At 66.8% G+C, this 23,002-nt stretch carries 22 protein-coding genes; 10 read left to right on the top strand and 12 right to left on the bottom strand.

Annotated elements, in window-relative coordinates; translation table 11 throughout:
* Positions 1-20 precede the first annotated feature (20 nt).
* The gene (locus ACFFIO_RS08085; protein ID WP_378041069.1) at positions 21-794 is read right to left on the bottom strand and encodes an isoprenyl transferase; all 774 of its coding nucleotides are present in this window, start codon (positions 792-794) and stop codon (positions 21-23) included.
* Positions 795-1,085: 291 nt separating this feature from the next.
* Here ACFFIO_RS08085 and trhA point away from each other — a divergent pair, with 291 nt between their 5' ends.
* The 3 genes from trhA to ACFFIO_RS08070 all read left to right on the top strand — a co-directional run bounded on the left by trhA (position 1,086) and on the right by ACFFIO_RS08070 (position 3,501).
* Positions 1,086-1,733, top strand: a complete 648-nt coding sequence (trhA, locus tag ACFFIO_RS08080; protein WP_378041092.1) for a PAQR family membrane homeostasis protein TrhA — start codon at positions 1,086-1,088, stop codon at positions 1,731-1,733.
* Positions 1,734-1,839: 106 nt separating this feature from the next.
* Positions 1,840-2,682, top strand: coding sequence for an MOSC domain-containing protein (locus tag ACFFIO_RS08075; RefSeq protein WP_378041068.1), 843 nt, complete (start codon positions 1,840-1,842; stop codon positions 2,680-2,682).
* A 153-nt stretch (positions 2,683-2,835) separates the two neighbouring features.
* Positions 2,836-3,501, top strand: a complete 666-nt coding sequence (locus ACFFIO_RS08070) for an NADPH-dependent F420 reductase (RefSeq protein ID WP_378041067.1) — start codon at positions 2,836-2,838, stop codon at positions 3,499-3,501.
* Between the two features lie 42 nt (positions 3,502-3,543).
* Here ACFFIO_RS08070 and ACFFIO_RS08065 read toward each other — a convergent pair whose 3' ends face one another.
* Together ACFFIO_RS08065 and mca are read right to left on the bottom strand one after the other, a co-directional pair.
* Positions 3,544-3,984, bottom strand: a complete 441-nt coding sequence (locus ACFFIO_RS08065) for a hypothetical protein (RefSeq protein ID WP_313818259.1) — start codon at positions 3,982-3,984, stop codon at positions 3,544-3,546.
* A gap of 118 nt (positions 3,985-4,102) precedes the next feature.
* A complete protein-coding gene (mca, locus tag ACFFIO_RS08060) occupies positions 4,103-5,023 on the bottom strand; it encodes a mycothiol conjugate amidase Mca (RefSeq protein ID WP_378041091.1) in 921 nt (306 codons plus the stop codon).
* 307 nt (positions 5,024-5,330) lie between these two features.
* On the opposite strand from mca, the gene ACFFIO_RS08055 reads away from it, so the two are divergent.
* The 4 genes from ACFFIO_RS08055 (at position 5,331) to ACFFIO_RS08040 (ending at position 9,792) form a co-directional block, all read left to right on the top strand.
* The gene (locus tag ACFFIO_RS08055; RefSeq protein WP_378041066.1) at positions 5,331-5,798 is read left to right on the top strand and encodes a DUF4307 domain-containing protein; all 468 of its coding nucleotides are present in this window, start codon (positions 5,331-5,333) and stop codon (positions 5,796-5,798) included.
* 244 nt (positions 5,799-6,042) lie between these two features.
* Entirely contained in the window at positions 6,043-6,534 is a 492-nt protein-coding gene (gene greA / locus ACFFIO_RS08050; protein ID WP_378041065.1) for a transcription elongation factor GreA, read from the top strand.
* Between the two features lie 264 nt (positions 6,535-6,798).
* The gene (locus tag ACFFIO_RS08045; protein ID WP_378041064.1) at positions 6,799-7,443 is read left to right on the top strand and encodes a GOLPH3/VPS74 family protein; all 645 of its coding nucleotides are present in this window, start codon (positions 6,799-6,801) and stop codon (positions 7,441-7,443) included.
* Positions 7,444-7,824: 381 nt separating this feature from the next.
* Positions 7,825-9,792: an HNH endonuclease signature motif containing protein gene (locus ACFFIO_RS08040; RefSeq protein ID WP_378041063.1), complete on the top strand. Its 1,968-nt coding sequence runs from the start codon at positions 7,825-7,827 to the stop codon at positions 9,790-9,792.
* A 48-nt stretch (positions 9,793-9,840) separates the two neighbouring features.
* Here ACFFIO_RS08040 and ilvA read toward each other — a convergent pair whose 3' ends face one another.
* From ilvA to ACFFIO_RS07995, 9 genes are all read right to left on the bottom strand, one after another.
* On the bottom strand, positions 9,841-11,061 hold the full coding sequence (gene ilvA / locus ACFFIO_RS08035) for a threonine ammonia-lyase (protein WP_378041090.1): 1,221 nt from the start codon (positions 11,059-11,061) through the stop codon (positions 9,841-9,843).
* A gap of 80 nt (positions 11,062-11,141) precedes the next feature.
* Positions 11,142-12,911, bottom strand: a complete 1,770-nt coding sequence (locus ACFFIO_RS08030; RefSeq protein ID WP_378041062.1) for an AI-2E family transporter — start codon at positions 12,909-12,911, stop codon at positions 11,142-11,144.
* Positions 12,908-14,050 carry an aldose epimerase family protein gene (locus ACFFIO_RS08025; protein ID WP_378041061.1) on the bottom strand — a complete coding sequence of 381 codons (1,143 nt, stop codon included), beginning with the start codon at positions 14,048-14,050 and terminating at the stop codon, positions 12,908-12,910. The genes ACFFIO_RS08030 and ACFFIO_RS08025 overlap by 4 nt, the downstream gene beginning before the upstream one ends.
* A gap of 89 nt (positions 14,051-14,139) precedes the next feature.
* Positions 14,140-15,003 (bottom strand): Bax inhibitor-1/YccA family protein, encoded by an 864-nt coding sequence (locus ACFFIO_RS08020; RefSeq protein ID WP_378041089.1) that lies wholly within the window; start codon positions 15,001-15,003, stop codon positions 14,140-14,142.
* Between the two features lie 836 nt (positions 15,004-15,839).
* Entirely contained in the window at positions 15,840-16,388 is a 549-nt protein-coding gene (locus ACFFIO_RS08015) for a hypothetical protein (RefSeq protein WP_378041060.1), read from the bottom strand.
* Positions 16,389-16,421: 33 nt separating this feature from the next.
* Positions 16,422-17,375: a hypothetical protein gene (locus ACFFIO_RS08010; RefSeq protein WP_378041059.1), complete on the bottom strand. Its 954-nt coding sequence runs from the start codon at positions 17,373-17,375 to the stop codon at positions 16,422-16,424.
* Between the two features lie 72 nt (positions 17,376-17,447).
* Complete coding sequence (locus tag ACFFIO_RS08005) at positions 17,448-18,491, bottom strand: hypothetical protein (RefSeq protein ID WP_378041058.1); 1,044 nt, start codon at positions 18,489-18,491, stop codon at positions 17,448-17,450.
* Complete coding sequence (locus ACFFIO_RS08000) at positions 18,488-19,015, bottom strand: DUF6932 family protein (RefSeq protein ID WP_378041057.1); 528 nt, start codon at positions 19,013-19,015, stop codon at positions 18,488-18,490. The genes ACFFIO_RS08005 and ACFFIO_RS08000 overlap by 4 nt, the downstream gene beginning before the upstream one ends.
* Positions 19,012-19,881: a hypothetical protein gene (locus ACFFIO_RS07995; protein WP_378041056.1), complete on the bottom strand. Its 870-nt coding sequence runs from the start codon at positions 19,879-19,881 to the stop codon at positions 19,012-19,014. The genes ACFFIO_RS08000 and ACFFIO_RS07995 overlap by 4 nt, the downstream gene beginning before the upstream one ends.
* Positions 19,882-20,869: 988 nt before the next feature.
* On the opposite strand from ACFFIO_RS07995, the gene ACFFIO_RS07990 reads away from it, so the two are divergent.
* The 3 genes from ACFFIO_RS07990 to ACFFIO_RS07980 all read left to right on the top strand — a co-directional run bounded on the left by ACFFIO_RS07990 (position 20,870) and on the right by ACFFIO_RS07980 (position 22,964).
* A complete protein-coding gene (locus tag ACFFIO_RS07990; RefSeq protein WP_378041055.1) occupies positions 20,870-21,502 on the top strand; it encodes a hypothetical protein in 633 nt (210 codons plus the stop codon).
* A gap of 78 nt (positions 21,503-21,580) precedes the next feature.
* Positions 21,581-21,892, top strand: a complete 312-nt coding sequence (locus ACFFIO_RS07985; protein ID WP_378041054.1) for a hypothetical protein — start codon at positions 21,581-21,583, stop codon at positions 21,890-21,892.
* Positions 21,893-21,926: 34 nt separating this feature from the next.
* The gene (locus tag ACFFIO_RS07980) at positions 21,927-22,964 is read left to right on the top strand and encodes a hypothetical protein (protein ID WP_378041053.1); all 1,038 of its coding nucleotides are present in this window, start codon (positions 21,927-21,929) and stop codon (positions 22,962-22,964) included.
* Positions 22,965-23,002 lie beyond the last annotated feature (38 nt).

Raw genomic sequence — 23,002 nt, 5'->3', positions numbered from 1 at the left:
GCCGGGGCCGGCGTCGTGCGTCAGGAGCCGAAGCGCCGCTGGCGGGAGGCGAAGTCCCGGAGGGCACGGACGAAGTCCACGCGGCGGAAGTCAGGCCAGAGGGCCTCGCAGAAGTAGAACTCGGAGTAGGCGGACTGCCACATCAGGAACCCGGACAACCGCTGCTCCCCGGAGGTGCGGATCACCAGGTCGGGGTCCGGTTGTCCGCGCGTGTAGAGGCGGCCGGAGATCTGCTCGTCGCTGAGTTCACCGGCCACCTCAGAGGCGGAACGGCCCGCGGCGTCCGCCTCCAGCAGGAGCTCCTTGACGGCGTCCACGATCTCCCGGCGCCCTCCGTAGCCCACGGCCACGTTCACGTGGACGCCCTCGGCGTCGGCGGTCCGAGCCTGGAGGTCGGCCAGGGTGTCGGCCAGCCCGGCCGGCAGCAGGTCTGGGGCACCGACGGCCTGGACCCGCACCCGGTGACCGTTGGCCAGCCCGTCCCCGAGTCGCTTCAGGGTGTTGCCGATGATCCCCACCAGCTGGGACAGCTCCTCCGGGGGGCGGCCCATGTTGTCCGTGGACAGCATGTACAGGGTGACGACCTTGATGCCGAACTCGTCGCACCAGCCGAGGAACTCGTGGATCTTCTCAGCGCCGGCCTGGTGTCCGTCCGCCGTCGTCGCCCCGGACGCCTTGGCCCAGCGGCGGTTGCCGTCCAGCACCACTCCGATGTGCCGCGGCAGCTTCTCCCGGTCGAGGCTGGAGGCCAGGCGGCGCTCATAGAAGCTGTAGAGGACGTTCGGGAGGTTCATGGGCGTCCCCTGTCTGGCTGATGGACGTGCCGCAGATCCGAGCGGCACCTGAAACGTCGTGGTGTGGAAGGTTCGTCCGTTCCTACGGTAGCGAACTGCCAGCCCTGCGGCGCACCAGTGGCCCTCCCGGTCCCGCAACCGACCAGATCTACCCACGGGTAATCCACTGTTTCCGGGAGTAGTCTGGGAGCCATGGTCCATTCCCCCTCGGGCAAACCGTCCGCAGGCCGCGCGGCTGCCGCGCCCCAGCATCACGCCAGACCCGCACGGGCGTGGCGGCTGGACCGGATCATGGATCCCGGGCATCCCGAGTTCAAGCCCCGGCTCCGAGGCATGAGCCACGCCGTCATGGCGCCGCTCACCCTGGTCGCCGGGATCGTCCTGGTGACCCTGGCCCCCACAGCGGGCCTGAAGTGGGCCAGCGCGATCTACGCGCTGACCGGCCTCCTGCTGTTCTCCGTCTCGGCCGTCTACCACCTCGTGCAGTGGTCACCGCAGGTCGCCCTCGTGCTGAAGCGCATCGACCACACGAACATCATGCTGGTCATCGCCGGCACCTACACGCCCTTGGCCCTGGCCCTGCTGCCGGAGGACAAGGCCACGCTCCTGCTGGCCGGCGTCTGGATCGGCGCGCTGGCCGGCGTCGCCTTCCGTGTCTTCTGGACCTCGGCTCCGCGCTGGCTGTACACCCCGGTCTACATCCTGCTGGGACTGGCGGCCCTGTTGTACATCGGCGACTTCTTCGCGGCCCAGGCCGCTGCCGCCGTCCTGGTCTGCGTGGGCGGCGCGTGCTACATCATCGGCGCCGTGTTCTATGCGCTGAAGAAGCCCAACTTCCACCGCGAGTGGTTCGGCTTCCACGAACTGTTCCACGCCTTCACCATCGGCGGCTTCGTCTGTCACTACATCGCGATCGTGCTGGCGGTCCTGCAGGCCTGACGTCCTCACAGCCTCACGCGCGGGCACCCTCCATCCACCAGCCATCCCATCCACCAGCCATCGGCCTGTTCCACCACGAGACGGGCAGTGGTGATTGGATGGGGGCATGCCCACCGGACTCCGCTCGCCCCGGCCCTCCACCATCTCCAGCATCCCCACCACGTCCACCATCCGCACCGGCACGGGAGCCTCTGCTGCCAGCGGAACGATCACCGCCGTGCGGGTGGGCAGCGTCCGCTCGGTGCGGTGGCGGGACGAGGAGGTTCTCACGGGCTCCTTCAAGGAACCGGTGGAGGGACCGGTGGACCTGGGACTCACCGGTCTGGCGGGCGACGAGCAGGGCGATGTGGTCCACCACGGCGGCCCCGAGAAGGCCCTGCTGTGCTACGGACGGGCCCACTACGCCGCCTGGCGGGCAGAGGGGCTCGACCTGCCGGAGGGCGCCCTCTTCGAGAACCTCACCGTGGACGGCCTGACGGAGTCCGAGGTCTGCCTGGAGGACGTCTGGGACGTGGAGGGAGTCCGGCTGCAGGTGACGCAGTCACGGCGCCCCTGCTGGAAACTGTCCTCCCGATGGGGCGTCCCCGACCTGGCCCGCCGCGTGCAGTCCACCGGCCGCACCGGCTGGTACCTCCGGGTGCTGACACCGGGGACCCTGCAGGCCGGTCAGGTGATGAGGCTGGTCGAGCGCAATCCGGGCGCGGTGGACCTGGCCGAGCTGTCCCGCGTGATGAACGTGGACAAGGGTGATATCCCGGCCATCGAGCGGATCCTGGCCTCCCCCGGCGTGCCGGGGCGGTGGCGGACCACCCTGCAGCGGCGCCTGGAAGTACACCGGGCACGAACGAACGGCGCGGGCAGCTCGGACGGTGGGGGCGGCCCGCGCAGCCCAGGCGACTCGGACGGCCGGCTCACGGACGAGGAGGACACCGACCGGTTGCGGGAGTGACCTCAGCCACGGCAGGAATACCCATGCCGCCCGCTTGTGTTTCCTTCAGTGAACTCTGACTCGAGAACCAACTCGAGAACCATCGGTATCGCACGCCGCGCTCCGGCTCGGGCGTGAGCCACCGCATGTGACGTACCCACGGCAAAGGAATCCATGACGACCACGGCAGTCACCCCCGGCAGCATCGGCATCCTCGGCGCAGGCCGAGTCGGGGCCGCAGTGGCCCGCCGGGCGGTCGAATCGGGCTGCGGGGTCCGCATCGCCACCGCCAGACCCGCCCGGGAGATCGAGCTGCTGGCCGAGATCGTCACGCCGGGCGCCGTCGCCGTCGATGCGGCGGAGCTGGCGGAGACAGACCTGACCGTCATCGCCATCCCGTTGCGGAGGTACCGGGATCTGGACCCGGCGCACTTTGCCGGCCGGACCGTCGTCGACGTCATGAACTACTGGGCCCCCACGGACGGCGAGCAGTCGGATTTCGAGCGGGATGCCCGCTCCACCAGTGAGATCATCCAGGACCACCTGCACGGTGCCCTCCTGGTCAAGTCGCTGAACCACATCGGTTACCACGACCTGGAGACCGATCACCGGGCCTCCGGCGCTGCGGACCGCCGTGCCCTGGCCGTCGCCAGCGATCATGAGCCGTCGCGTGCGCTGGTCGCAGCCTTCATCGACCGGATCGGCTTCGATGCCGTCGACGCCGGCCCGCTCGCCGCCGGGCGTGCCTTCCAGCCCGGGACGGAGATCTTCAACGGCAGCCATTCGGCGGTGCAGTTGCGTGGCCTGCTGACCGAGGCCTGCGCGGTGGCCGGCGTCTGACTGGCGCCCCGTCTCCACTGCGGCGCCAGCCCGGCTCGGACCTCAGTCGCGGCCGGAGTCCGGGGCCTTCGGCTCCGGTGCGGGGCTGTCGAGGTAGCCCGGGTACTTCTTCTGGAGCCGGGCCCGCTGGAGATCGACGTCGGAGGCGGCTCGCGAGTCCGGGTCCACCTCGTCGTGGGGATGGCGCACATCTTCTGGCAGGTGCCCCTGGTAGCGCTCGACGAGCATGTCCTCGGCCTGCGAGGACCGGTACTGCACCCGCCGGACCGACCGGACCATGAGGCGGATGACCACGATGGCCATGGCCACCATCAGTGCCGTGAACAGGAATCCCTCAATGCCGGGCGTGACCTCAGTCTGGTCGAGTCCGGGACGCAGCGTCGGTTCCTGCACCCCGGGCAGCGGCTGTTCCGAGGCCTCGCCACCACTGCTGGACGCGGGGGCGGCAGATGGGGATACGGCAAGGGGAAGGAAGGCGATCACGGTCACCCAGTCTACCGTCCCCACACGACGGGCCGGCCCGCGGCAGCGGGCGGCCGCCCTGCGGCAACCGTGCGGCCAGCACGCGGCCGACGCACAGCCGATACCGGCCGGCGTCGGGTCAGCGCAGTCCGGTGAAGAGGTCCGTCTCCGGCAGTGTGGTCTCCACGCGCGAATCGATCAGCACGTAGTCCTCCCACGGCCAGGTCCGCCGCAGCAGGGCATTCGGCGTGGCGAAGAATTGGCCCTCCGGATCGATCTGGGTGCGGTGGGCACGCAGGGCGTTGTCCCTCTGCTCGAAGTAGTCGGCCACGTGGATCTGGGTGGTGACCTGGTGGCGCGTCAGCCGGAATCGAGCCGGGGCGGTGGCGGACGGCACGTCCTGCTCGGCCGCCTGGGCCTCGGCCCGCTCCTGCTCTTCCAGGAGCTTGCGGAACCACTCGAGCCGCTCCGTGTACGGCGATTCCTCGCCCGCCTCCAGGTAGGCCTCGTGCAGGGCCCGGTACTTGTCCGGGTTGAAGGCACGGTCGTAGTAGAGCTTGGAGGGGGTCCAGGCCTCCCCGGTCCCGGGATACCGCTCCGGGTCCCCGGCGGCCCGGTAGGCCTCCACCGTGACCTCGTGGGATTTGATGTGGTCCGGGTGCGGGTAGCCACCGATCTCGTCGTAGCTGATCAACACGTGCGGACGGAACTCACGGATCACCCTGACCAACGGGGCCGCCGCCTGTTCCAGGGGGAGGGTGCCGAAGCTGCCGAAGGGCAGCGGGGGCATCGGATCACCCTCGGGCAGTCCGGAGTCCATGAAGCCGAGCCACCGGTGCTCGATGCCGAGAGCGGCCCCGGCCTCCTGCATCTCGGTCCGCCGCACGCCGGTGATGTCCCGGTCCAGGCGCACCGTGTCCCCGTAGCCCGGGTTGAGCAGGTCCCCCCGCTCACCCCCGGTACAGGTCACGACCATGACCTCGGCTCCGGCGGCCTCGTAGGCGGCCATCATGGCGGCGCCCTTGGAGGATTCGTCGTCCGGGTGGGCATGGACGGCCATCAGCCGCAGACCCTGGGACGCCGGCACTCCCCCGGCCTCGGGGACGGCATGGTGTTCTTCCGGCTCGACCGAGCCGTACGACGTCTGCCCCACGGACACCCCGAATTCCGGCGCAGCGATGCCGTCCCGGTGCTCCGGGTCGTCCAGGTTGGTCGGGTTCGTACTGCTCACGTGGCCTCGGCTGCTTTCCCGTCCCGGAGGTCACCCGCCGGTGTGTGCGGGGGTTCGGGACGGCATGTTCGGGGACCGGTCGGTCCGGGGAATGAACTGCGGTGGACGGTGACGCGCCGGGATACCATGGAGTGATATGACTTCTACACTCCAGACCTCGGCGGAGCCTGCTCCGGTGGACAGCCTAGCGAACCGGTATGGGCGTCCCCAACGGATCCGCCCCTCGTTCGCTCAGCGCTGGGGAAAATGGATCGCCGCCGCGGCCCTCGCCCTGGCCGTGGGGGTCATCGTGTGGTTCACCGCCTCAGCCAACGCCCAGACGCTGGGTTGGAAGGACGTCGGTTTCACGATCGAGTCGCCCACGCAGGCCTCGGTGCGGTTCCAGCTCACCAAGGACCCTGAGGACACGGTCCAGTGCGCCATCCAGGTGCTCTCGGAGGAGAAGGCCGTGGTCGGCTGGCGTACCGTCACCATCGGTCCGGAGCCGGCGTCCGAGGACTCCAGGCCAGCGGGCACCCCGACGTACTACGACGTCGACCTGCGCACCGATGCGCTCGGCGTCAATGGCGGCGTGAACGCGTGCTGGTTCCCCGAGGACTCATGAGACGCACATCACCTCGAATATGACGTATCTGAAACACATCCGTTAGAATCAAGAGCAGTACGTTTCAACCCCGCCTGTCGGGGGCCTCCCGTGGAACACCGGGTGGCTCCGCCGGCGGGGTTCTTGCATGATCGCCCCCCGGGCCGCACTAGGCGGCTCAGCATCATGCGCGCGGCAGCACCGGCAGTCCCTCAGTGGCGTACCGGATGGCCGCTGACGAGCAATTCGAAGGAGACACGCGTCCATGAGCAACACCGATAGCGCTCCCTGGCTGACCCAGGAGGCCTACGACCGCCTGAAGCAGGAACTGGATCAGATCTCCGGACCCGGCCGTCAGGAGATCATCGACCGCATCGAGCAGGCGCGCGAAGAGGGTGACCTCAAGGAGAACGGCGGTTACCACGCCGCTCGCGAGGAGCAGTCCAAGAACGAGGGCCGCATCATCGAGCTCAAGCGACTGCTCGAGACCGCCCAGGTGGGCGCTTCCCCGGAGGACAACGGCGTGGTGGAGCCCGGCATGGTCGTGGAGGCCAAGATCGCCGGCGACCTGGAGGCCTTCCTCTTCGGCAACCGCGAGATCGCCGATGACAAGGACTCCATCACCGTCTACTCCGAGCGCTCCCCGCTGGGTGCCGCCATCCAGGGCTCCAAGGTCGGCGACAAGCTGACCTATGCCGCCCCGAACGGCAAGGACATCGCGGTGGAGATCGTCTCCGCCAAGCCGTACAAGGCCTGATTGTCACGCGGGCGGACCTGGCGCTGACAGCCTGGTCCGACCGGCAGGGCCCGTTCCCTGCACACCGCTTTCCCGACGGCGGTGCACCGGTTCCCCGGTGCGCCGCCGTTCTCGTGGGTGAGGTTGCTGGTGGGTGAGGCTGCCGGTGGGTGAGGCTGCCGGTGGGGCGGGTGGCCTGCCAGGTGAGGCGGCGGGTGTGGCGACGGATGACGTAGCGGCCAGCGGAACGCGACGGCCAGCCCGGTACCTTGTTAGGCTGGTGGCATGCTCATCGTCGAAGAGATGTTCCTGCTGCTCACCAAGGACCACGGGACGGCCAGCCGAGCGCGGGGATACCGCCGCTATGGTCTCGCGGCGGCCGCCCTCGCCGACCTCGCCGAGCTCGGGACGATCGAGATCGCCCGGGAGGGCAAGGACCCGCAGGTCACGGTGGTGCGGGCCGGGATGACCGGCCACGCTCCGCTGGATGCCGTCCTGCCGGCCCTGGACTCGATGTCGGGGCAGAAGATCTCCACCCTGGTGGGCCGTTCCCAGCTCGACCCGGACACGGCCGTGGGCCGGAGCCTGGCCCGGCAGGGCATCGTCACCGAGGAGTCCCGCTTCCTCGGTGGACCTCACTTCATGACCACCAGTCCTGCCCCGGAGATCGCCCTGCGTGAGCGGCTGGGCCAGGTGCTCACCGGCGACCGTCCGGCCACCCTCGCCGAGGCGACGGAACTCGGCCTCCTCAAGGCCCTCAACGTGGCCCACGGTCTATTGGGCCCGGCCCGCGGCCAGATGGATCGGCGCGAGCTGTCCCGGCGCATCGAGGAGATCTCCCATAGCGTTCCGGCCGTGGAGGCCGTCAAGCGCCGAGTGGGCCCCTTCACCGCGTCCACCATGGCCACGGTCGTCACCAACGCTGACTGAGAATCCACAGACCCCGAGCCCGTCCCGCCTCGGTCCTCATTCAGTCCCGAGCCCAGGCCTCATCCCAGTCCTGGCCCCAGGCCTCATCCCAGTCTTGGCCCCAGCCCTCATCCCAGTCCTGACCCCAGCCCTCATCCCAGTCCTGACCCCAGCCCTCGCCCCAGTCCTGACCCCAGCCCTCGCCCCATTCCTGGGCAACCGAGTAAGCCTCTCTTGGTCCGCCTCGTCCTCCACGCTGTCCTCCACACCGCGCAGCTTGAGGCGTGCCAACCACATCTCGAGCCCTCAGCGCTAAACTCGTCCGCCACTCGTGTTCGAATACCAGTACTAGTCCATCATGGCTGGTGGAAAACGGTTCAAGGGCACAGGACGGGAGGGTCGATGGCAGATAGTGATGAGCTGGCTGAGCTGCCCCTGCCCGAACTATTGGCGCAATCCCGCGCCTTGGCCGCCGAACTCTCCTCTCGATTGGCTGACCCAAGACTGGCGGACCGATTGCCCCGCCTCCGGCGGCACCCGGCAGAAGACCGTAGCGCTGACTGGGGCCTCTACGCCCATGCGGACCGTCCCACCCCTGAGGTAGACGGTTCGGGGGACTCAGACGATTCCGGCAGAGCCGGGCAGCGGGGCGGGGACATGCACATCGGCGGAGCTTCAGACTCCGGGGACGCCTCGGTCATCGACGATGAATCGGGCAATCATGAAGATGAGGACTCCCCCTGCAGCGAGAACGTGGCCGGGTCCTTGCCGGAGTTGCATGTGGGCGTGGAGGCGCTGGCGCGCGCCATCGACTCCGCGCGGACCGCCCTGGCCGGGCACACTGACCGGATTTTCGAGGCACATCAACTTCGGGAGGAAGTGTTGGGCATCCCGCCCGGAAAGTGTGCCTTCAGGAACGGCGCAGAATACTTGCGCGACCTCTTGCGGATCGACCGTCGCGAGGCGAAAGCCCGGCTGGCCCGGGCCGCCCACACCATGGCGTCGCTGACACTGGACCGAGCCACCGTGATACCCGCCGATATGCCGGTCCTGTCCGAGGCGGTGCAGAAAGCCGAGCTGGGCGAAGCAGCGGTGGACATGATCGTGGGAACGATCGCCTCCGCCCAACGCGAGGCCGTCCTGGCAAACACGGCTCCCGGAACGGTAGACGGCCTTCTCGCGGACGGTGAACGGCTGCTCGTCGCCCAGGCCCGGGATCTGGATCCGGACACGCTGAGAAAGGTCTGCACTCACTGGCGGCAGCGTTTCGAAGCCGTGGTCAATCCAGACGGTTCCGAACCGACCGACGACCAGCTCAAGGCCATGCAGGGCCTGTTCTACCGCGGCCCGGGCAAGGGGCTGCATCAGTGGACACTGCTGGCCAGCGACGCACAGCATGAAGTCCTCAAGACGGTGATCTCCGCTGCATCCAGCCCCCGGAAGACTCGCTCTGACTGCAGGACGGACCCGAAGGGTCGAAACCATGACCACATCGGCACTGGCACTGGCACTGGCACCAACACCAACGATGCAGACTGTGCAACCGAACTGGCCGCGAATGAGGCCCTCGACGGACGCCGCCGGGCTCAGCGAGAACTCGACGGGCTCGTCAGTGCTTTGACGGGCGCGCTGGCCCTGGTCGGTATCGGTCCTGAGACGGGCATGGACGCGGACGGCCGCAGCATCGGGAACACCAACCCGACGGGCAACGCCCACCCTGGACCCAGGGGCCGGGCCCGGCCCCAGATCATGGCGGTCATCGACTACGAAACCCTGTTCGCCCGATTCGGCACTGCGGACGACGTGCATGTCGACGAACGGACTCCACGAAGCGGCTCGAACGAATCATCCGGACACCTCGGCCCACCCGGCCCATCTAGTCCACTTGGTCCACTTGGTCCACCGAGTCCACCGAGTCCACCGGGACGCCATGATCGGACGATCTCGACCATGTCCTACGTGGGAGACGTCAATCCACAGACGATCCGACAGCTCGCGTGCGAGGCCGATCTGATCCCGGTCGTGCTGGGCGGCAGCGGCGAGGTCCTGGACGTGGGCCGCTCCAAGCGGTTGTTCACGCCTCAGCTCAGGCGCGCCATCACCGCCCGGGACGGTGGTTGCACGGCACCCGGTTGCTCGATTCCGGCACCGTGGTGCGAGGCCCACCACATCCACCACTGGGAGGACGGTGGTCCGACATCGGTGGAGAACGGAGCACTGCTGTGCTCACACCACCACCACGCCGTTCACGCCGGAGCCTGGGAGATCTCCGTCCGCCGGGGCATCCCGTGGTTCGTCCCGGCCCGGTATCTCGACCCCGAACGGCGGCCCCGCCGCAACTTCTATTGGCGTCCCGGTCTGGCGGCTTAGACATGGTGCCCAAGGGTCAGGATGCGTGGGCCGCTCAGAGGAACCCGGCTAATGTTGCACGATCGGCTGGTAGCCGGAGGAGCGCAACCGGCCCAGCACCTGCTCCGAGTGCTCGGGTCCGCGGGTCTCCATGTCGATCGTGATCGTCACGTCCCCCATGCTGAGTGAGCCGCCGATGCGGCTGTGGTCCACCCGGGTGACGTTGGCCTCGGTCTCGGAGATGATCCGGGAGATGTTGGACAGCTCGCCGGGACGGTCTCGCAGGGAGATCTTGACGGTCAGGTAGCGACCGCCCGCGGCCAGGCCGGACTGGATGACCTTGAGCATCAGCATCGGGTCCACGTTGCCGCCAGAGAGCAGTGCCACGGTGTGCTGGGACTCAATCCCGAGCTCGGCCAGCTTGCCCTCCAGCAACGCGGCCACGCCCACCACGCCGGCGGGCTCGACCACCATCTTGGACCGCTCCAGCAGGAACACCAGGGCGTTGGCGATCGCGTCCTCGGATACGGTGACGACTCCGTCCACGAGTTCCTTGATGATCTGGAAGGGAATCTGGCCGGGCTTGCCCACGGCGATGCCGTCGGCGATGGTCGAGACGTGGGAGAGCGGCACCACGGCGTCTGCGGCCAGCGACGGCGGATAGGCCGCGGCGTTCTCCGCCTGGACGCCGATGATGTTGATGTGCCGGCCCTGACGGCGGGCCATCTCCTTGACGGCCACGGCCACGCCGGCGAGCAGGCCGCCGCCACCGATTCCCATCACCAGCGTGTCCACCTCCGGATCCTGTTCGAGGATCTCCAGGCCGATCGTGCCCTGGCCGGCCACCACGTCGGCATTGTCGAAGGGATGGATGAAAACCGAGCCGGACTCGTCCGCATACCGCTGCGCCTCGGACAGGGCCTCATCCACGTTGTTGCCGTGCAGCATCACCTCGGCGCCGTGATCCTTCGTGGCCTGCAGCTTCGGCAGCGCCACGCCGCGGGGCATGAAGATGGTCGCCTTGATCCCCAGCTTGGATGCTGCCAAGGCCACCCCCTGGGCGTGGTTGCCGGCGGACGCCGCCACGACCCCGCGAGCACGCTCGTCCTCGGAGAGCTTGGCCATCCGGACGTAGGCGCCGCGCACCTTGAAAGAGCCGGCACGCTGCAGATTCTCGCACTTGAGGTGAACCACCGAGCCGGTGAGCCGGCCCAGGGCCCTGGAGTGGTCCAGCGGCGTGGGGACGATGACCCCGTCCAGCAGTCGCCGGGCCTCCTCGATGTCCGCCAGGGTGACGGGAAGTCCCGGGAATTCCGCGCGGTCCGCAGCCGTACCCGTCGCGGTATCTGCACTGCTCTGGGGGGTGGTGGTCACTGTGGTCCTCCGTTTCGGTCCGGCCGGCGGCCGGAGTGGTCCATCCCCGTATTGTCCTCCCCCGCGGACCCTCTGCCGCGAAGATTGCCCGCAGTGCCGGTTCCGGGGTCGGCTGGGGCACCGGTATCAGCCTCTGGGCCGACACCGAGTCCAGCAGTGGGGCCACCACCGGGGCCGGCGTCGAGACGGTCCTTGGATCTGGCACCGGGGCGGGCATCAGGGTCAGCATCAGGCTCGGTGCCGGCACTCGCGGCGCGATCCCTGCGGAAACGGCCAGGCAGGAAGCGCGAGCGGGACTGTGACCGCTTGAGCTGGCGGCGAGCCTGACGTCGCCGCTTGGCTGACAGGGCACTCTCGGCGGCGCTGGGAGCGCCGCCACCAGCGCTGCCGGATGCTCCGCCGTCGCCGGCGTCACCGTCGCCACCGGATCTGCTGGATCCGCCAGCACCACTCGTGGCCCGGCGGACCACGCCGTCGATGGTCACGTAGGCCCGGCCCCAGGGCCCCTCGAGACCGGCGGCTCGATCCTTGAGCCCAGCGGCCCGGTCCTTGAGCCGGGTATCACGGTAGTCCGAGGCTGCCGCGGGTTCGGGTTCGTTCTCGAGCCATGGCTTGGCGTGGAGGTATTTGATGGTGGAGTTCAGGAAGGCCATCAACGGCACGGCAAAGATCGCACCGACCAGACCCATCACCGCGGTGCCCCCGGCCACAGCCAGGAACACGGCCAGCGGGTGGAGGCTGACCGCACGCCCCATGACCAACGGCTGCAGGACGTTGCCTTCGATCTGCTGGACCAGGAGCACCACGCCGAGCATGATCAGGGCGTTCACCCAGCCGTTGGCCACGAGCGCCAGCAACACAGCCACCGCGCCGGTCAGGAAGGCACCCACGAGTGGGATGAACGAGCCGAAGAACACCAGCACACCGAGGGGCAGAGCCAGCGGCACGCCGAGGATCAAGGCACCCAGGCCGATGCCCAGGGCATCCACGAACGCCACGAAGATCTGGACCCGGACGTAGCTGCCGAGGGAGGTCCAGCCGACATCTCCAGCGCCGTCGATGGCGATGCGATGGCGGGCGGGGACGAAATTCAGGCAGAACCGCCAGATCCTCCTGCCGTCATAGAGGAAGAAGATCAGCGCGAAGACGGCCAGCACCGTGCCGGCGGCGAGGTTGCCGGCGGTGGAACCGAAGCCCAGGGCACCCGAGAGGATGGTCTGGCTGTTGTCCCGGACCGCCTCGCCGAGGTCCGAGAGGATGTCGTTCCATTGGTCCGTGGTGACGCCGAAGGTCTCCAGCCAGGCGACGATGCCCTGGACGCCCACCACGATCTGGTCCCGCATGTCCGTGAATCCCACGGCGAGCTGCTGGCCGACGAGGGTGAGCAGGCCCAGGACGACGACGATGAATCCGAGGATGACGCCGGTCACAGACAGTCCCCGCGGGAGGCCCCAACCCACGAGCCGCTTGTGGATCGGCGCGAGGAGGGTGGACAACAGGGCCGCCACGATCAGGGGGATGACCAGTAGGGAGACATGGCTCAGGAGCCAGATGCCGGCACCGGCCATCGCCAGCACCAGCAGCACCCGCCAGGACCAGGCGGCGGCCACCGTCAGCCCATAGGGGACGTCGGCGGCCACCCGGTTGGCCTGGCCGGGCGCGGTCAGGAGGGGGTCCGGCACCCGGGCCCCGGGCTGGGGGCCCGGGGTTTCGGGCAGCCCGGGAACCGGAGCGTCCGGCGCCCCGGACTCTGGGCGAGTGCTCAACGGACTGCCTCCTCAGCGTGTGGACGGTCGTGTGAAAGGTGAGAGGAACGGATCAGTGGACGGTGGTGCGAGATGCCCCAGGCGGCGCCCAGGTGCTCCCCCGGATCGATCCACACCAGTCCGTCGCCGCTGTTCAGTGCGTTGGCCGGAGCCGTCATCGGTTCCACCGCCACCGCCCGGTGACGGCCGGGGAACCGGTCCGTGAAGAAGACGTGGACATAGTCGAAGGCCGGGTCCGTCCAGAGCTCCACGCTACGCCCATCCGGCGCGGACAGCGTGTGGTGGTGGCGGCCGTCGTCGCCGGGCTCCAGATCGGTGAACGCCGCGTCGAGGAGGCCGATGCCCACCTGCCGGCCCTCACGGAAGTCCTCGGCCGTTTCCTGGACCGGTACCGTCCCGGTGGGGATGAGCCGATCATCGGACAGCACCCGGGTGGCCGCCCGCAGCGTCAGGACCAGCTGCTCGCTGGGAACGTCTCCGATCCGCAGGAAGGGGTGGGCGCCGAAGGCGACCGGGGCCGGCCGGCCGGAGTGGTTGGTGAGCTGCTGGTGGACGGTGAGGGCGCCGTCGTCGTCCAGGGTGTAGGTGACCTGGTGGGTGAGGCGGAACGGGTAGCCGTGCTGGGGGTGGATCTCGCCGCGCAGGACCACCCGGCGTGCCGTCTGCTCGGCCGGGACGAAGGCGGTGTTGCGCAGCAGTCCGTGACTGGCGTTGGAGCGGGATGGTTCCGTGAGGTCGAGCTGCTGGGTGGCGCCGTCCAGCGCCCAGCGCCCGTCCCGCACGCGGTTGGGCCACGGGGACAACTGGATGCCACAGGCCGAGGGCGGGATCTCGTCCGCGCCGTAGGTCTCCACCAACTGCGTTCCGTCCACCTCATAACGGCGCAGGGCACCGGCCAGCGAAGTGATGATGGCCTCGGCTCCGCCGTGGCGCAGCACATACTGGGTGCCCGTCGCGGCAGTCCCCCCGAACGGCAGCCCGGCAGGCTGGTCGGCAGTCCCCCCGAACTGCTGCTCGACAGCCTGGTCGGACGGCTCACCGGAGGGCTGGTGGGACGGCTCACCGGAGGGCTGGTGGGACGGCTCACCGGAGGACAGGCCGGAAGACAAGCCGGCAGGACGGTTCTCAGACTCGTTCATGGCTCCATTAACCCAGAATCGGCTGGCTCCGCCCGGATTGTTCCTCCCGGACGGAGCCAGCCGATGGCTGTGGACGGTTCAGTGCGTGATCAGTCGTTGCCGCGCAGGATCGCCAGGATGCGCAGGATCTCGACGTAGAGCCACACCAGGGTCACGGTGAGACCGAAGGCGGCGGACCACGAGTACTTCTGCGGGGCCCCGGCCTTGACGCCCTGCGTGATGGCGGTGAAGTCCATGATCAGCGAGAACGCGGCCAGGAACACGGCGAGGAGGCCGATGCCCAGGCCCAGCAGCGGGAACTCGCCGCGGAGGCCGAACATGGCGTCGGTGACGCCGAAGAGCATCAGGAAGAGGTTGACCACGGAGAACAGCGCGTAGCCGATCATCGCGACCATGAAGATCTTCACGGACTTCTTCGAGACGCGCCACTTGCCGGAGGCGAAGAGCGCCAGGGTCACCGCGAACACGCAGAAGGTGGCCAGCACGGCCTGGACGGCGATGCCGGGCCACATCTGCTCGAAGACGCCGGAGATGCCGCCCAAGAACAGGCCTTCGGCCGCCGCATAGAGGAGGATCAGCACCGGCGAGGGCTCGCGCTTGAAGGAGTTCACCAGGCCGAGCACGAGGCCGACGATCGCACCGGGCAGCATGAGGGCCGGCATGTTCCAGCCGACGGCGGCACCGACCACGACGAGCAGCAGGGTGATGACGGTCTTGGCGATGACGTCGTTGTAGCTCATCCGGCCCGTGTCAGCGGGACCTGCGGCGGGCTGGGCGTACATCTGCTCCAGCTGCTCCGGGGTGTACTGCTGGCTCGGCTGGCCCTGCGGCACCCGCTGGCCGAACTGCGGCTGCTGGGTCTGGCCCTGCGAAGCCTGGCCACGGGAACCGCCCTGGTACCAGCCCGGCGCCTGCTGCGTGGCGGCGCCACCCCGGCCGTCACCGGAGTGCATCTGTTCCTGGAAGTTCTTGCTGTTGAAGACGGGGTTGGCCACTGGCCATCTCCTCTGCTGGTCGCGTGCGGTCCACGGTCGTGCTCTCCGGCCCGGGTGGCCCGGCATGGACGTGATGGGGACTGCTGTCAGTCTATCTGCCGAACCTGAAAAGCAACCTGACAACGGACGGCGGCCCCTTCCCTCCGCTGACGGCGTAACAATCATTGGGGGCGAACAACCGTGCCGGTGCCGGGCGGATGTCCGGACAGTGCCCCCAGTGGGACTCGAAACCTCCCCAGACCCTACACTGACGCGGACTTCCGCCTGATTCCGCGGTTTGCGATGCAGTGAGATTAGTGGAAATCGGAGCAATTGTGGGCAAATTGTGGGCAAAACGTGGGCACGACCACGAGCGCAGGTCATAGGTCACGTCGGACCATACGGACGAACCCCTCCAGGTCTCCACGCCCTGGAAGTCCCCTTACCGAATGCCCATCGAGAACCGGGACGGCCGCCTGACCATCCGGGTTCGCACCACCTGGAAGGAGTGAACCACTAACCAGGTTCGACCTGGGTGGGTCGAAGTCGAAGAAGGGCATCCGTACTGTAGTCATGCCGCGCAGCCTGGAGAAGCGGGACGCCGCCCACAGGGAAGTCCGGGTGTCCCTTGACGCTGATCAAGTACGGTCAATTTCTGTACGGTCGTCCGGACGGCTCTCCCCTGCAGGGTCCGTACTTCCAAAGGGAAGTCTGGCAGCCACTGCGGGGCCGCCACGCGGCCAAGGACGCCGTGTCGAGGTACGGGGGCAGATCCGGCCCGGCCCGCAGGACCTACGCCATACCCACGCCTTGGGCTAGGCGGCCTGGCCTCTCTGCCGGCTGTCGCGGGCGGCGCGGGCCTCGGCGCGAAGGTCTTCCTTGTGGATGTCGTAGGCGCGGTTGAGCCGCTTCAGGCACATCATGACCAGCACGAAGATGTGAGCTAGCAGTGTGACGAGGACGCTTCCGAGGAGACCCCAGCCGATGATGTCAAAGAGAAGTGCCAGCATGGTCGATGCGCCGGAGACGATGACCGCGTACTCGCAGTTGATGAAGAGCTCATCGATGAGTGCGGGGGCTCGGAGGTCGGTGAGGGGGCGTCGTGTTGAGACCTGGCGCCGTAGGCCGAAGACGAATGTCGTCAATGCGAGGAAGAAGCCGAAGAGGATGGCCAGCCCTGCGAGGAGGTTGCCGAAAGGGAAGTCTGTGTCAGCGAAGACCTGCCAGACGCCGAAACCTGCGCCCAGCAGGACCGGGGCGATGAAGTTTGCCAGCAGCTCCGGGAAGGGCATGCGGCCGTTGGTGTTCCTCAGGGTCGCGAAGTGGGCCTTGAGAATGGGGCGAACGTCACTTCGGAGTTCCACGAACACCTTCCCTGGTGTGATCCTTGAATCGGTTCAGCGGGTCCACGCGTAGTCATACTGTAATTGCCATCGCTGGTAATAGGAACGCGCGGTTTCGTCGATCGTATCGACCAAGGCGGTCTCGTTAAGCGGCGGTTCCCCGGGTGGCGTGAGCACGACGCGGATCGAGGGTGTCTTGGTCTTGCCGACGATGAACTCTCGGCTCTTCTCGCCATCGCCGACCTTCAGTCGGACTTCGTCGATGTCTTCGTCGGTGGCATCGTCGATGCCGAGATAGGCGAGGGCTGAGTCGGGTTCCTCGCGGAATAGGGTCCAGAGGCGCTTCGGGAGATATCGGTTGCCTTTGACGGGGGCAATGCTGCTGGCATAAGTGACTGGAATGCCACGTAGTGGTGATTCCGCGGCCACGTCCTGTTGATGGTCGTATCGCACGATGTGGATGTCCTCCAGGTTGGCAGCAGCCAACCAGGCTTCGGACTCGGCGACGGTGGGAGTCTCGAGCACGAGGTTGGCATCGGCGCCCTTCTTGCTCTTTCCCGCGACCAGGGTGCGGGCATGCGCTTTGAATGAGTCGATGACTCTCTCGCCGCAATTGTCGTGGCGCTGGCGCTCTGTGAAGAACAACCCGCGGTCGTGACCCGGAGGGAGGAGGAAGGCGCAGCGAGTCCGGACAGTGCTCGCGTCGTCGTCGCGGGTTTCGTATTGGCCTGCGTGGTTGGAGACATCGATGACTTTCTCGCCTGCCATGCCGTAGTGCCCGGTGCGCATCTCCACCAGCACCAGCCGGTTTCGGCGGATGACCGTCGGCTTTGTTCCGTAGGTCTTCTTGGTGCTGTCCTTGAAGTGGTCATCCGGAAGCGATCGTGCCCAGGATTCGAACTCGTGAAGTAAGTCCACCCCCTTCACATCTGAGAGGTTGAGCAGCGGCTTGGGCTGGTGGCTGACATTCCCCAGTACCTCGCGGTAAGTCATCGTGCGGTACGGCATGCTGCTCCTTTATCTATTCGCCCGAGTCTTTGCGAGGCGCCTCATTGATCTTGCTACTGGCCTGCGGGAGTTTTACCGGTCCGACTCAGGACTAGTTTCGTCGTCCGTGGCCTCGTCCTTCTCGTAGAAGTCCTCGGGGATGGCGTTGGCCAGCACGCTGATGGATTTAAGTGTGTATCTGGTGGGCCCGTCCTCGCCGCCCTTCTGCCGGGCGTCCAGGGTCACACGGACGTATTTCTTTAGCGCCGCGTATGAATCATCGAGCAGATTCTTGGGTACCCGTCCGGAGATCAAGGTGCCGTCCTTGAGACGAAGGTCGAAGTTCGTTCGGACGTCGGAGTAGGTCAGCCACTCGCCGTCGAAGTCGGCTTCCTGCTCGTCCAGACCCAGGTACTTGATGACGTGCTTCAGGTGGCGTGCATCGGTGGGGAGAACTGTCACTGGCGGCGTTTGCGGCGTGCGGTCGGAGACCTCGACGGTGGCCTGGAGCTCGTCGCACTGGCTGACGAATCGGTTGATCGCAGACACCGAGTTGCGGGGGAGCGCCAGCAAGGCCTCCTCGAGCTCCCGCTGATGCTCGATCGGAATGTTCACGGCCTTGCTGACCACGTCAAGGATCCGGTCGACGGCAGTCTCGGCCGGTGACTGCACCTCATCGACGATCGGATGGACGGACTGCCCCTCGATGACCTTGCCTTGTCGATGCGGGCGCTGGTCGATATCTCCGGACGGCTGGCACACGAGTTCGACCACGACGGAGCCGGCACTGGCCGGGATCAACAGCATGCCGAAGCGCTCGCGAATGGGATCTGTGATGTCCTTGTAGGGCTTCTCTAGCGAGGAGTTGACCAGGTGGACGACTGCGTCGTTGAGTGCGGTCAGACCTTTGAGGATGGCGCTGGCGGGCCCGGTGTGGCCTTTGATAGCGCCGTGCTCAAAGTGCACGCGCAGGCCCTTGCGTTCCACTAGCCATTCGTCGGTGGCGTGGTCGAGCAGTGAGGACATGGAGCCGCGGAGGCTCTCGGTGAGCCAGTCGTCGGTCTCGGGTAGTTGGTCGTAGCTGTGGCGGAGGTCGCGAACGAAGTCTCCGATGCCGTTCTGCTCGTAGCTGTTCACGGGAGCTTCACCTCCAGGTATCCCTTGGTCGCCATGCCGCTGGTGCGGCTCCTCTGCCACCATTCTCGCCAGTACATCTCGTTTGTCTGACAGTGGTCGAAGTGCGTGTGTCCAGGGCTGACGATCACGAAGCCATAGATGTCTAAGGATACGGTGCGACCCAGCCCGGGCACGGGCGTGGTCTTGTACCGATCCTTAGGATGGATGAAGTTCGCGTGGGCGTGCTTGGCGATCTCGGCATCCGGGCGGGAGGCCTCATAATCCATAACGGGAGAGACGTCGATGTCTGCGGGCACGCGCTTCGTGGTGGTGAAGGACCCGTCCACGAGAACATGGGGGATGACCAAGCCGTGGCCCTTTAGGAGTTCGAGGTAGTCGGCGAGGTCCTGGAGCTGGCTGCTGCGTTCCGGTTGGTCGCTGGCGGCGAAGCACGATTTGAAGTCGTCCCATTCGATCCTGTAGCACCCGGGTGCTAATGCACGATGGTCGCCACCAATGTCGGACCAGGGAGGAGCCCAGCTCACGACTCATCACCGGTTGCTGATTCCTGACCCATCATTACTTTAAGAGCCCGCCAGATCGGATCGACCTCCGCGTCTGCGAGGGGTGGGTACTTTCCCGAAGCCCCAGCCGCGCCTCTTGAACTTGTTGCACTTGCTGCGCTCGCCGATCTTGTCCATGACTGCCGGTGCTCGTTCGTTGCCGGTTCCCATGACCCATCAGGGGCTAGAGTCCCGGGTGCCGTAGTCGATCTCGCCAGGGCCAGCGGGGCGGCCTTGGGATGGGAGAGGGTGCCCATCAGCGTGTGCTTCTCGGCGACTTCCTCGAAGACGGCGATAATGAGGGCGACGTCATGCTCGGCTGGTGGTGTGCCCGGTTCGAAGGTCACCGTCGCGGCTGGTTGGAAGATGTTCACACCGTCGGCCTTCTGTCCTTCACTAGGAGCTGGGACATCCCCTGGCTCCTGATCAGTAGCCAGGCTAGCGACGTGCTCACGGACGTCGTCCACGGTGATGTACTCGCCGTTGGCCTGTTGGCGAGAGGTGCTGGGGTCTTTGGGGTTGTGCTGGGCCTGGGGGCTCTCGATCCGTCGGCTGATCTCGTCGAACAGTTCCTCGTTGGAGACTGCTTCGAGGTCAACGACGTTCACCGTGGTGGGGAGTCTCATCGCCGCGGCGACACTGGCCAGCATTTTCTCGCCATCGGCTCCGAACGTTTTGGCTAGGCCCTGGATGGTCTCCTGGTCCGACCTCTGGTTCAGAGATGGGCGGTTGTCTCGGAGGGTGGCGCTCATGACTCGTCGGCTTGGGCTGCCGTTCCTCCCGACGTTGGACTGCCTCCAGCCCTCCTCTTCCGGCATGCGCTGAACGAACTGTCGGTACTCGTGCATGGCTTCACTCTCGGGACGAATGGGAGCGTGCGCCAGCCGGCAGACTATACAGAGCCAATCGGTGCCAAGGCTGGAGGCGAACAACTTTTGTCAAACAGCGTAGGCGACGAGGGGCGAAAACCCCCATGACAACACGCAACAAGGGGCGTGAGCAGGGCGTCATGACTCCGATTCCACCGTTTGGGGCAGTCGAGTTCGCTGAACGGGTGTCTCTCGTCAGGGGTTCCCGACTTTCCGTTCTGGGGTACCCAGTCGATCCGTTCTCCGATGAAGTGATTGCTCGCGAAGTATTGGGTGGGGAAGTATGAGAATCCTAAGTTCCGGACCCGCACGTTGTCGCGTTCAGGGCCCGACGCGCGGCTTCTTCCCGCCGAAAGGTCTCGAGAGCGACTGGGCATTCGACATCAACAGTGTCGCCGCCGGGAACACTTTCCTTCGTGACGCGGACTACCTCGTCGTCCACCGTCAGGATCATGCGGACTTAGACCGCTTCGTCATCTCCCCAGTTGGTGAAGGTGTAGAGACCTGGCTTCTGCCAGCCACCTTCCCAGTGGACGTTGCTCGTGTCGCCCTGGCGCAGCTCGGCCAAGCCTCGTGGAGTAGATGCCTACTCAGGGATTCACCGCTGACCTCCAGTCCGAGCCTCGGTGAGAGCGCACAGCAGGATGACATAGACGTCCCAGTCTGCGCGACGTTCCGGAACACAAGATTTGTCATCGCATGTTTGGCACCACGGTGCACTTCTCGACGTTCTCCCTGCTCTCGATAACGCTGCTGAGTTTCGGTAAGGAGCGAATTGGCGCACTACGTCGAAGTCCGCCCCGACGGTGCTTCATCACGCAATACAGCTCGTGAGATGAGCTGGGTCGGGCACTTAGCCTGACCGAGCATCAGGACGGACCGCGAAGCGTGCCGTCCATTGACATCTGACACATACCTTCGCGGAGCGGCTCGAACTGTCCTCGAGAACTCACATTCGGAGGACACCATGCTCGACGGAATTGATCCCTGGGGCCTGGACGGGCCGGACGGACTGAACGCAGTGGCCGCCACGTTCTTGGGCGCGGCCATCATCCTGCTGGCCATCGGAATCGCGATTGGGTTGGTCCGTTGGGTGGGCGGCAAGGCCGCCGGTTCGTCGGACAGCTCCCGAAAGGGACTGCAAATGGTGAGCGCGGGCGTGCTCGGTGCGGTGGTGCTGGGCTCGATCGGCGGGGCGGTGCAGTGGGGGTCCTCGATGGGGACTTCCTCGTTGTTGCCCGCGGCCGCTCGTCCCGGCCAGGTCGTCGTCGAGCGCAAGGCGCCCAAGACGACGTGTACCTCCCAGGCAGTCCGGAACTTCCTCAACGAAACCGAGCCGCCGTCCAATGAGCAGCGGTACGCGCTGGCTTCAAAGGTCATCGGTCAACCGATTGACTACCGGATCACCGACGAGGGGCAGCAACCGCAGATGCGGTCCCTGAAGTGGTACCCGCCCGGTCCGGATTGTTCCAGCGAGAACCAGACCGCAGCCGATTGCACTGAGGTGGAGATCGGAATCGAGAGCAACGGGATTGGTTTCGGCGGGGTGGCCGCCACAGACGTCCGGACGGTCACTGCCGGCGACGGGTGCGCTACGTAGTCGCCATAAGGTTCCTGTGCCTGCAAGGGGCATAGGAGTGATGCCCTGTGACGGGGCCCGAGGAAAAGGAAACGAACCATGAATGCACTGACGTCTCTGTCCGTGATGGCCAGCGGCTACGACCCCGGCGTGAAGCCGAACCTGGACGCCCCGTGGATGCCGGAATTGCAGAACATCGGCGGGATGGTGCTGGGCACGGCACTGGTGTTGTTCGTCATCGCGATAGGCGTAGGGCTCGCCGTGTGGCTGTTCGGCAAGATCGGCCCCGGCGGCGGCCGCGCCCAGGAGGGAGGCCTGAGCATCCTGCTGTGGGGCGTCGTCGCATCCATCATCATCGGCTCCCTCGGCGGTCTGATCGCCTGGGCCACCGGCATCCCGGTGTTCGCCTGAGCCTGACTGACCGACACCGAGGGAAGGAGCAGCCATGAACCTGATGGAACCGATGCAGGCGTTCCTGCGCGATGGCATCCTGGGGTTCGCCACGGCGGCCTGGGCCTTCATCCGGGACTCGTTCTCGGCCGGGTCCATGACCGGTGAGTGGTGGATGACCATCGTCGGGGGCACGGTCGTGGTGAACGTGGACGGTCAGGCGGCCACCACGATCGAGCACCCCGGGATGCTCAACGTGATGGTGCTGGCCATGATCCCCTTCCTGTTGATCTTCGTGGCCGTGCAGGTGATCTGGTCGGTGTTCCGGTCCTCCACGGCCGGGGTACTGCGGGCACTGACGGTCGCGGTGGCTTCCGTGCCGGCGGTGTATGTGGTCGCCGGGCTGATGTTCGTGGTCCTGGGTGCGGTGGACCGGATGAGCCTGTGGATCCTGCAGGCCGGGGAGGCCGGCGGGGAGGAAGCCGCACTGGGATCCATCCTGCACCTGTTCGGCCTGACCTACGATGCGGCCAACGGGCAGGTACTGATGGATGAGAACTACGCCCAGTGGCAGATGGCCACGAACACCGAGAATCCGGGCATGGCCATCGTCCCGTTCTTGGTCGGGCTGATCATCGTCGGGGTCTGCCTGCTGTTGATGCTGATGATGATCTTCCGTCTGGTGGCGATCGTGGTGTTGACCGCGATGATGCCCGCTGCCGTGTTCTCCCTGAGCCTGGAACCGGCCAAGGCGGTGTTCTCCCGGTGGCTGTCGGTGGTCTTCGCGTTGATCCTGGCCAAACCGGCGGCAGCACTGGTGGTGAAGATCGGCATGGTCGCCGCCTCGATCGGCACCGACTGGGTCCAGCTGGCCGCCGGAATCGTGCTGATCGTGATGGGCGCAGCCATGCCCCTGCTGATGCTCACCATGGTCTCGTTCCTGACCGGCGGGGCCTCCGACTCCATGGAACGCTCCGCGGTGTCCAGCGGCAACACCATGATGCGCCAGTCCACGAACGTGGTCCGCGGCGGGGCGCGCAAGGCCGGACAGATCACCCGCCCAGCCCGCACGGCCGCCCGACTCGGCCGCTAGCGACCCACCCCCACCAGAGACCGCAAATCTGCGAGAGA

It is taken from the genome of Citricoccus parietis (assembly GCF_042433045.1).
Taxonomy (GTDB): domain Bacteria; phylum Actinomycetota; class Actinomycetes; order Actinomycetales; family Micrococcaceae; genus Citricoccus; species Citricoccus parietis.
Note: the sequence above shows the minus strand (reverse complement) of the source record. Positions and strands in the feature narration are given on the sequence as shown.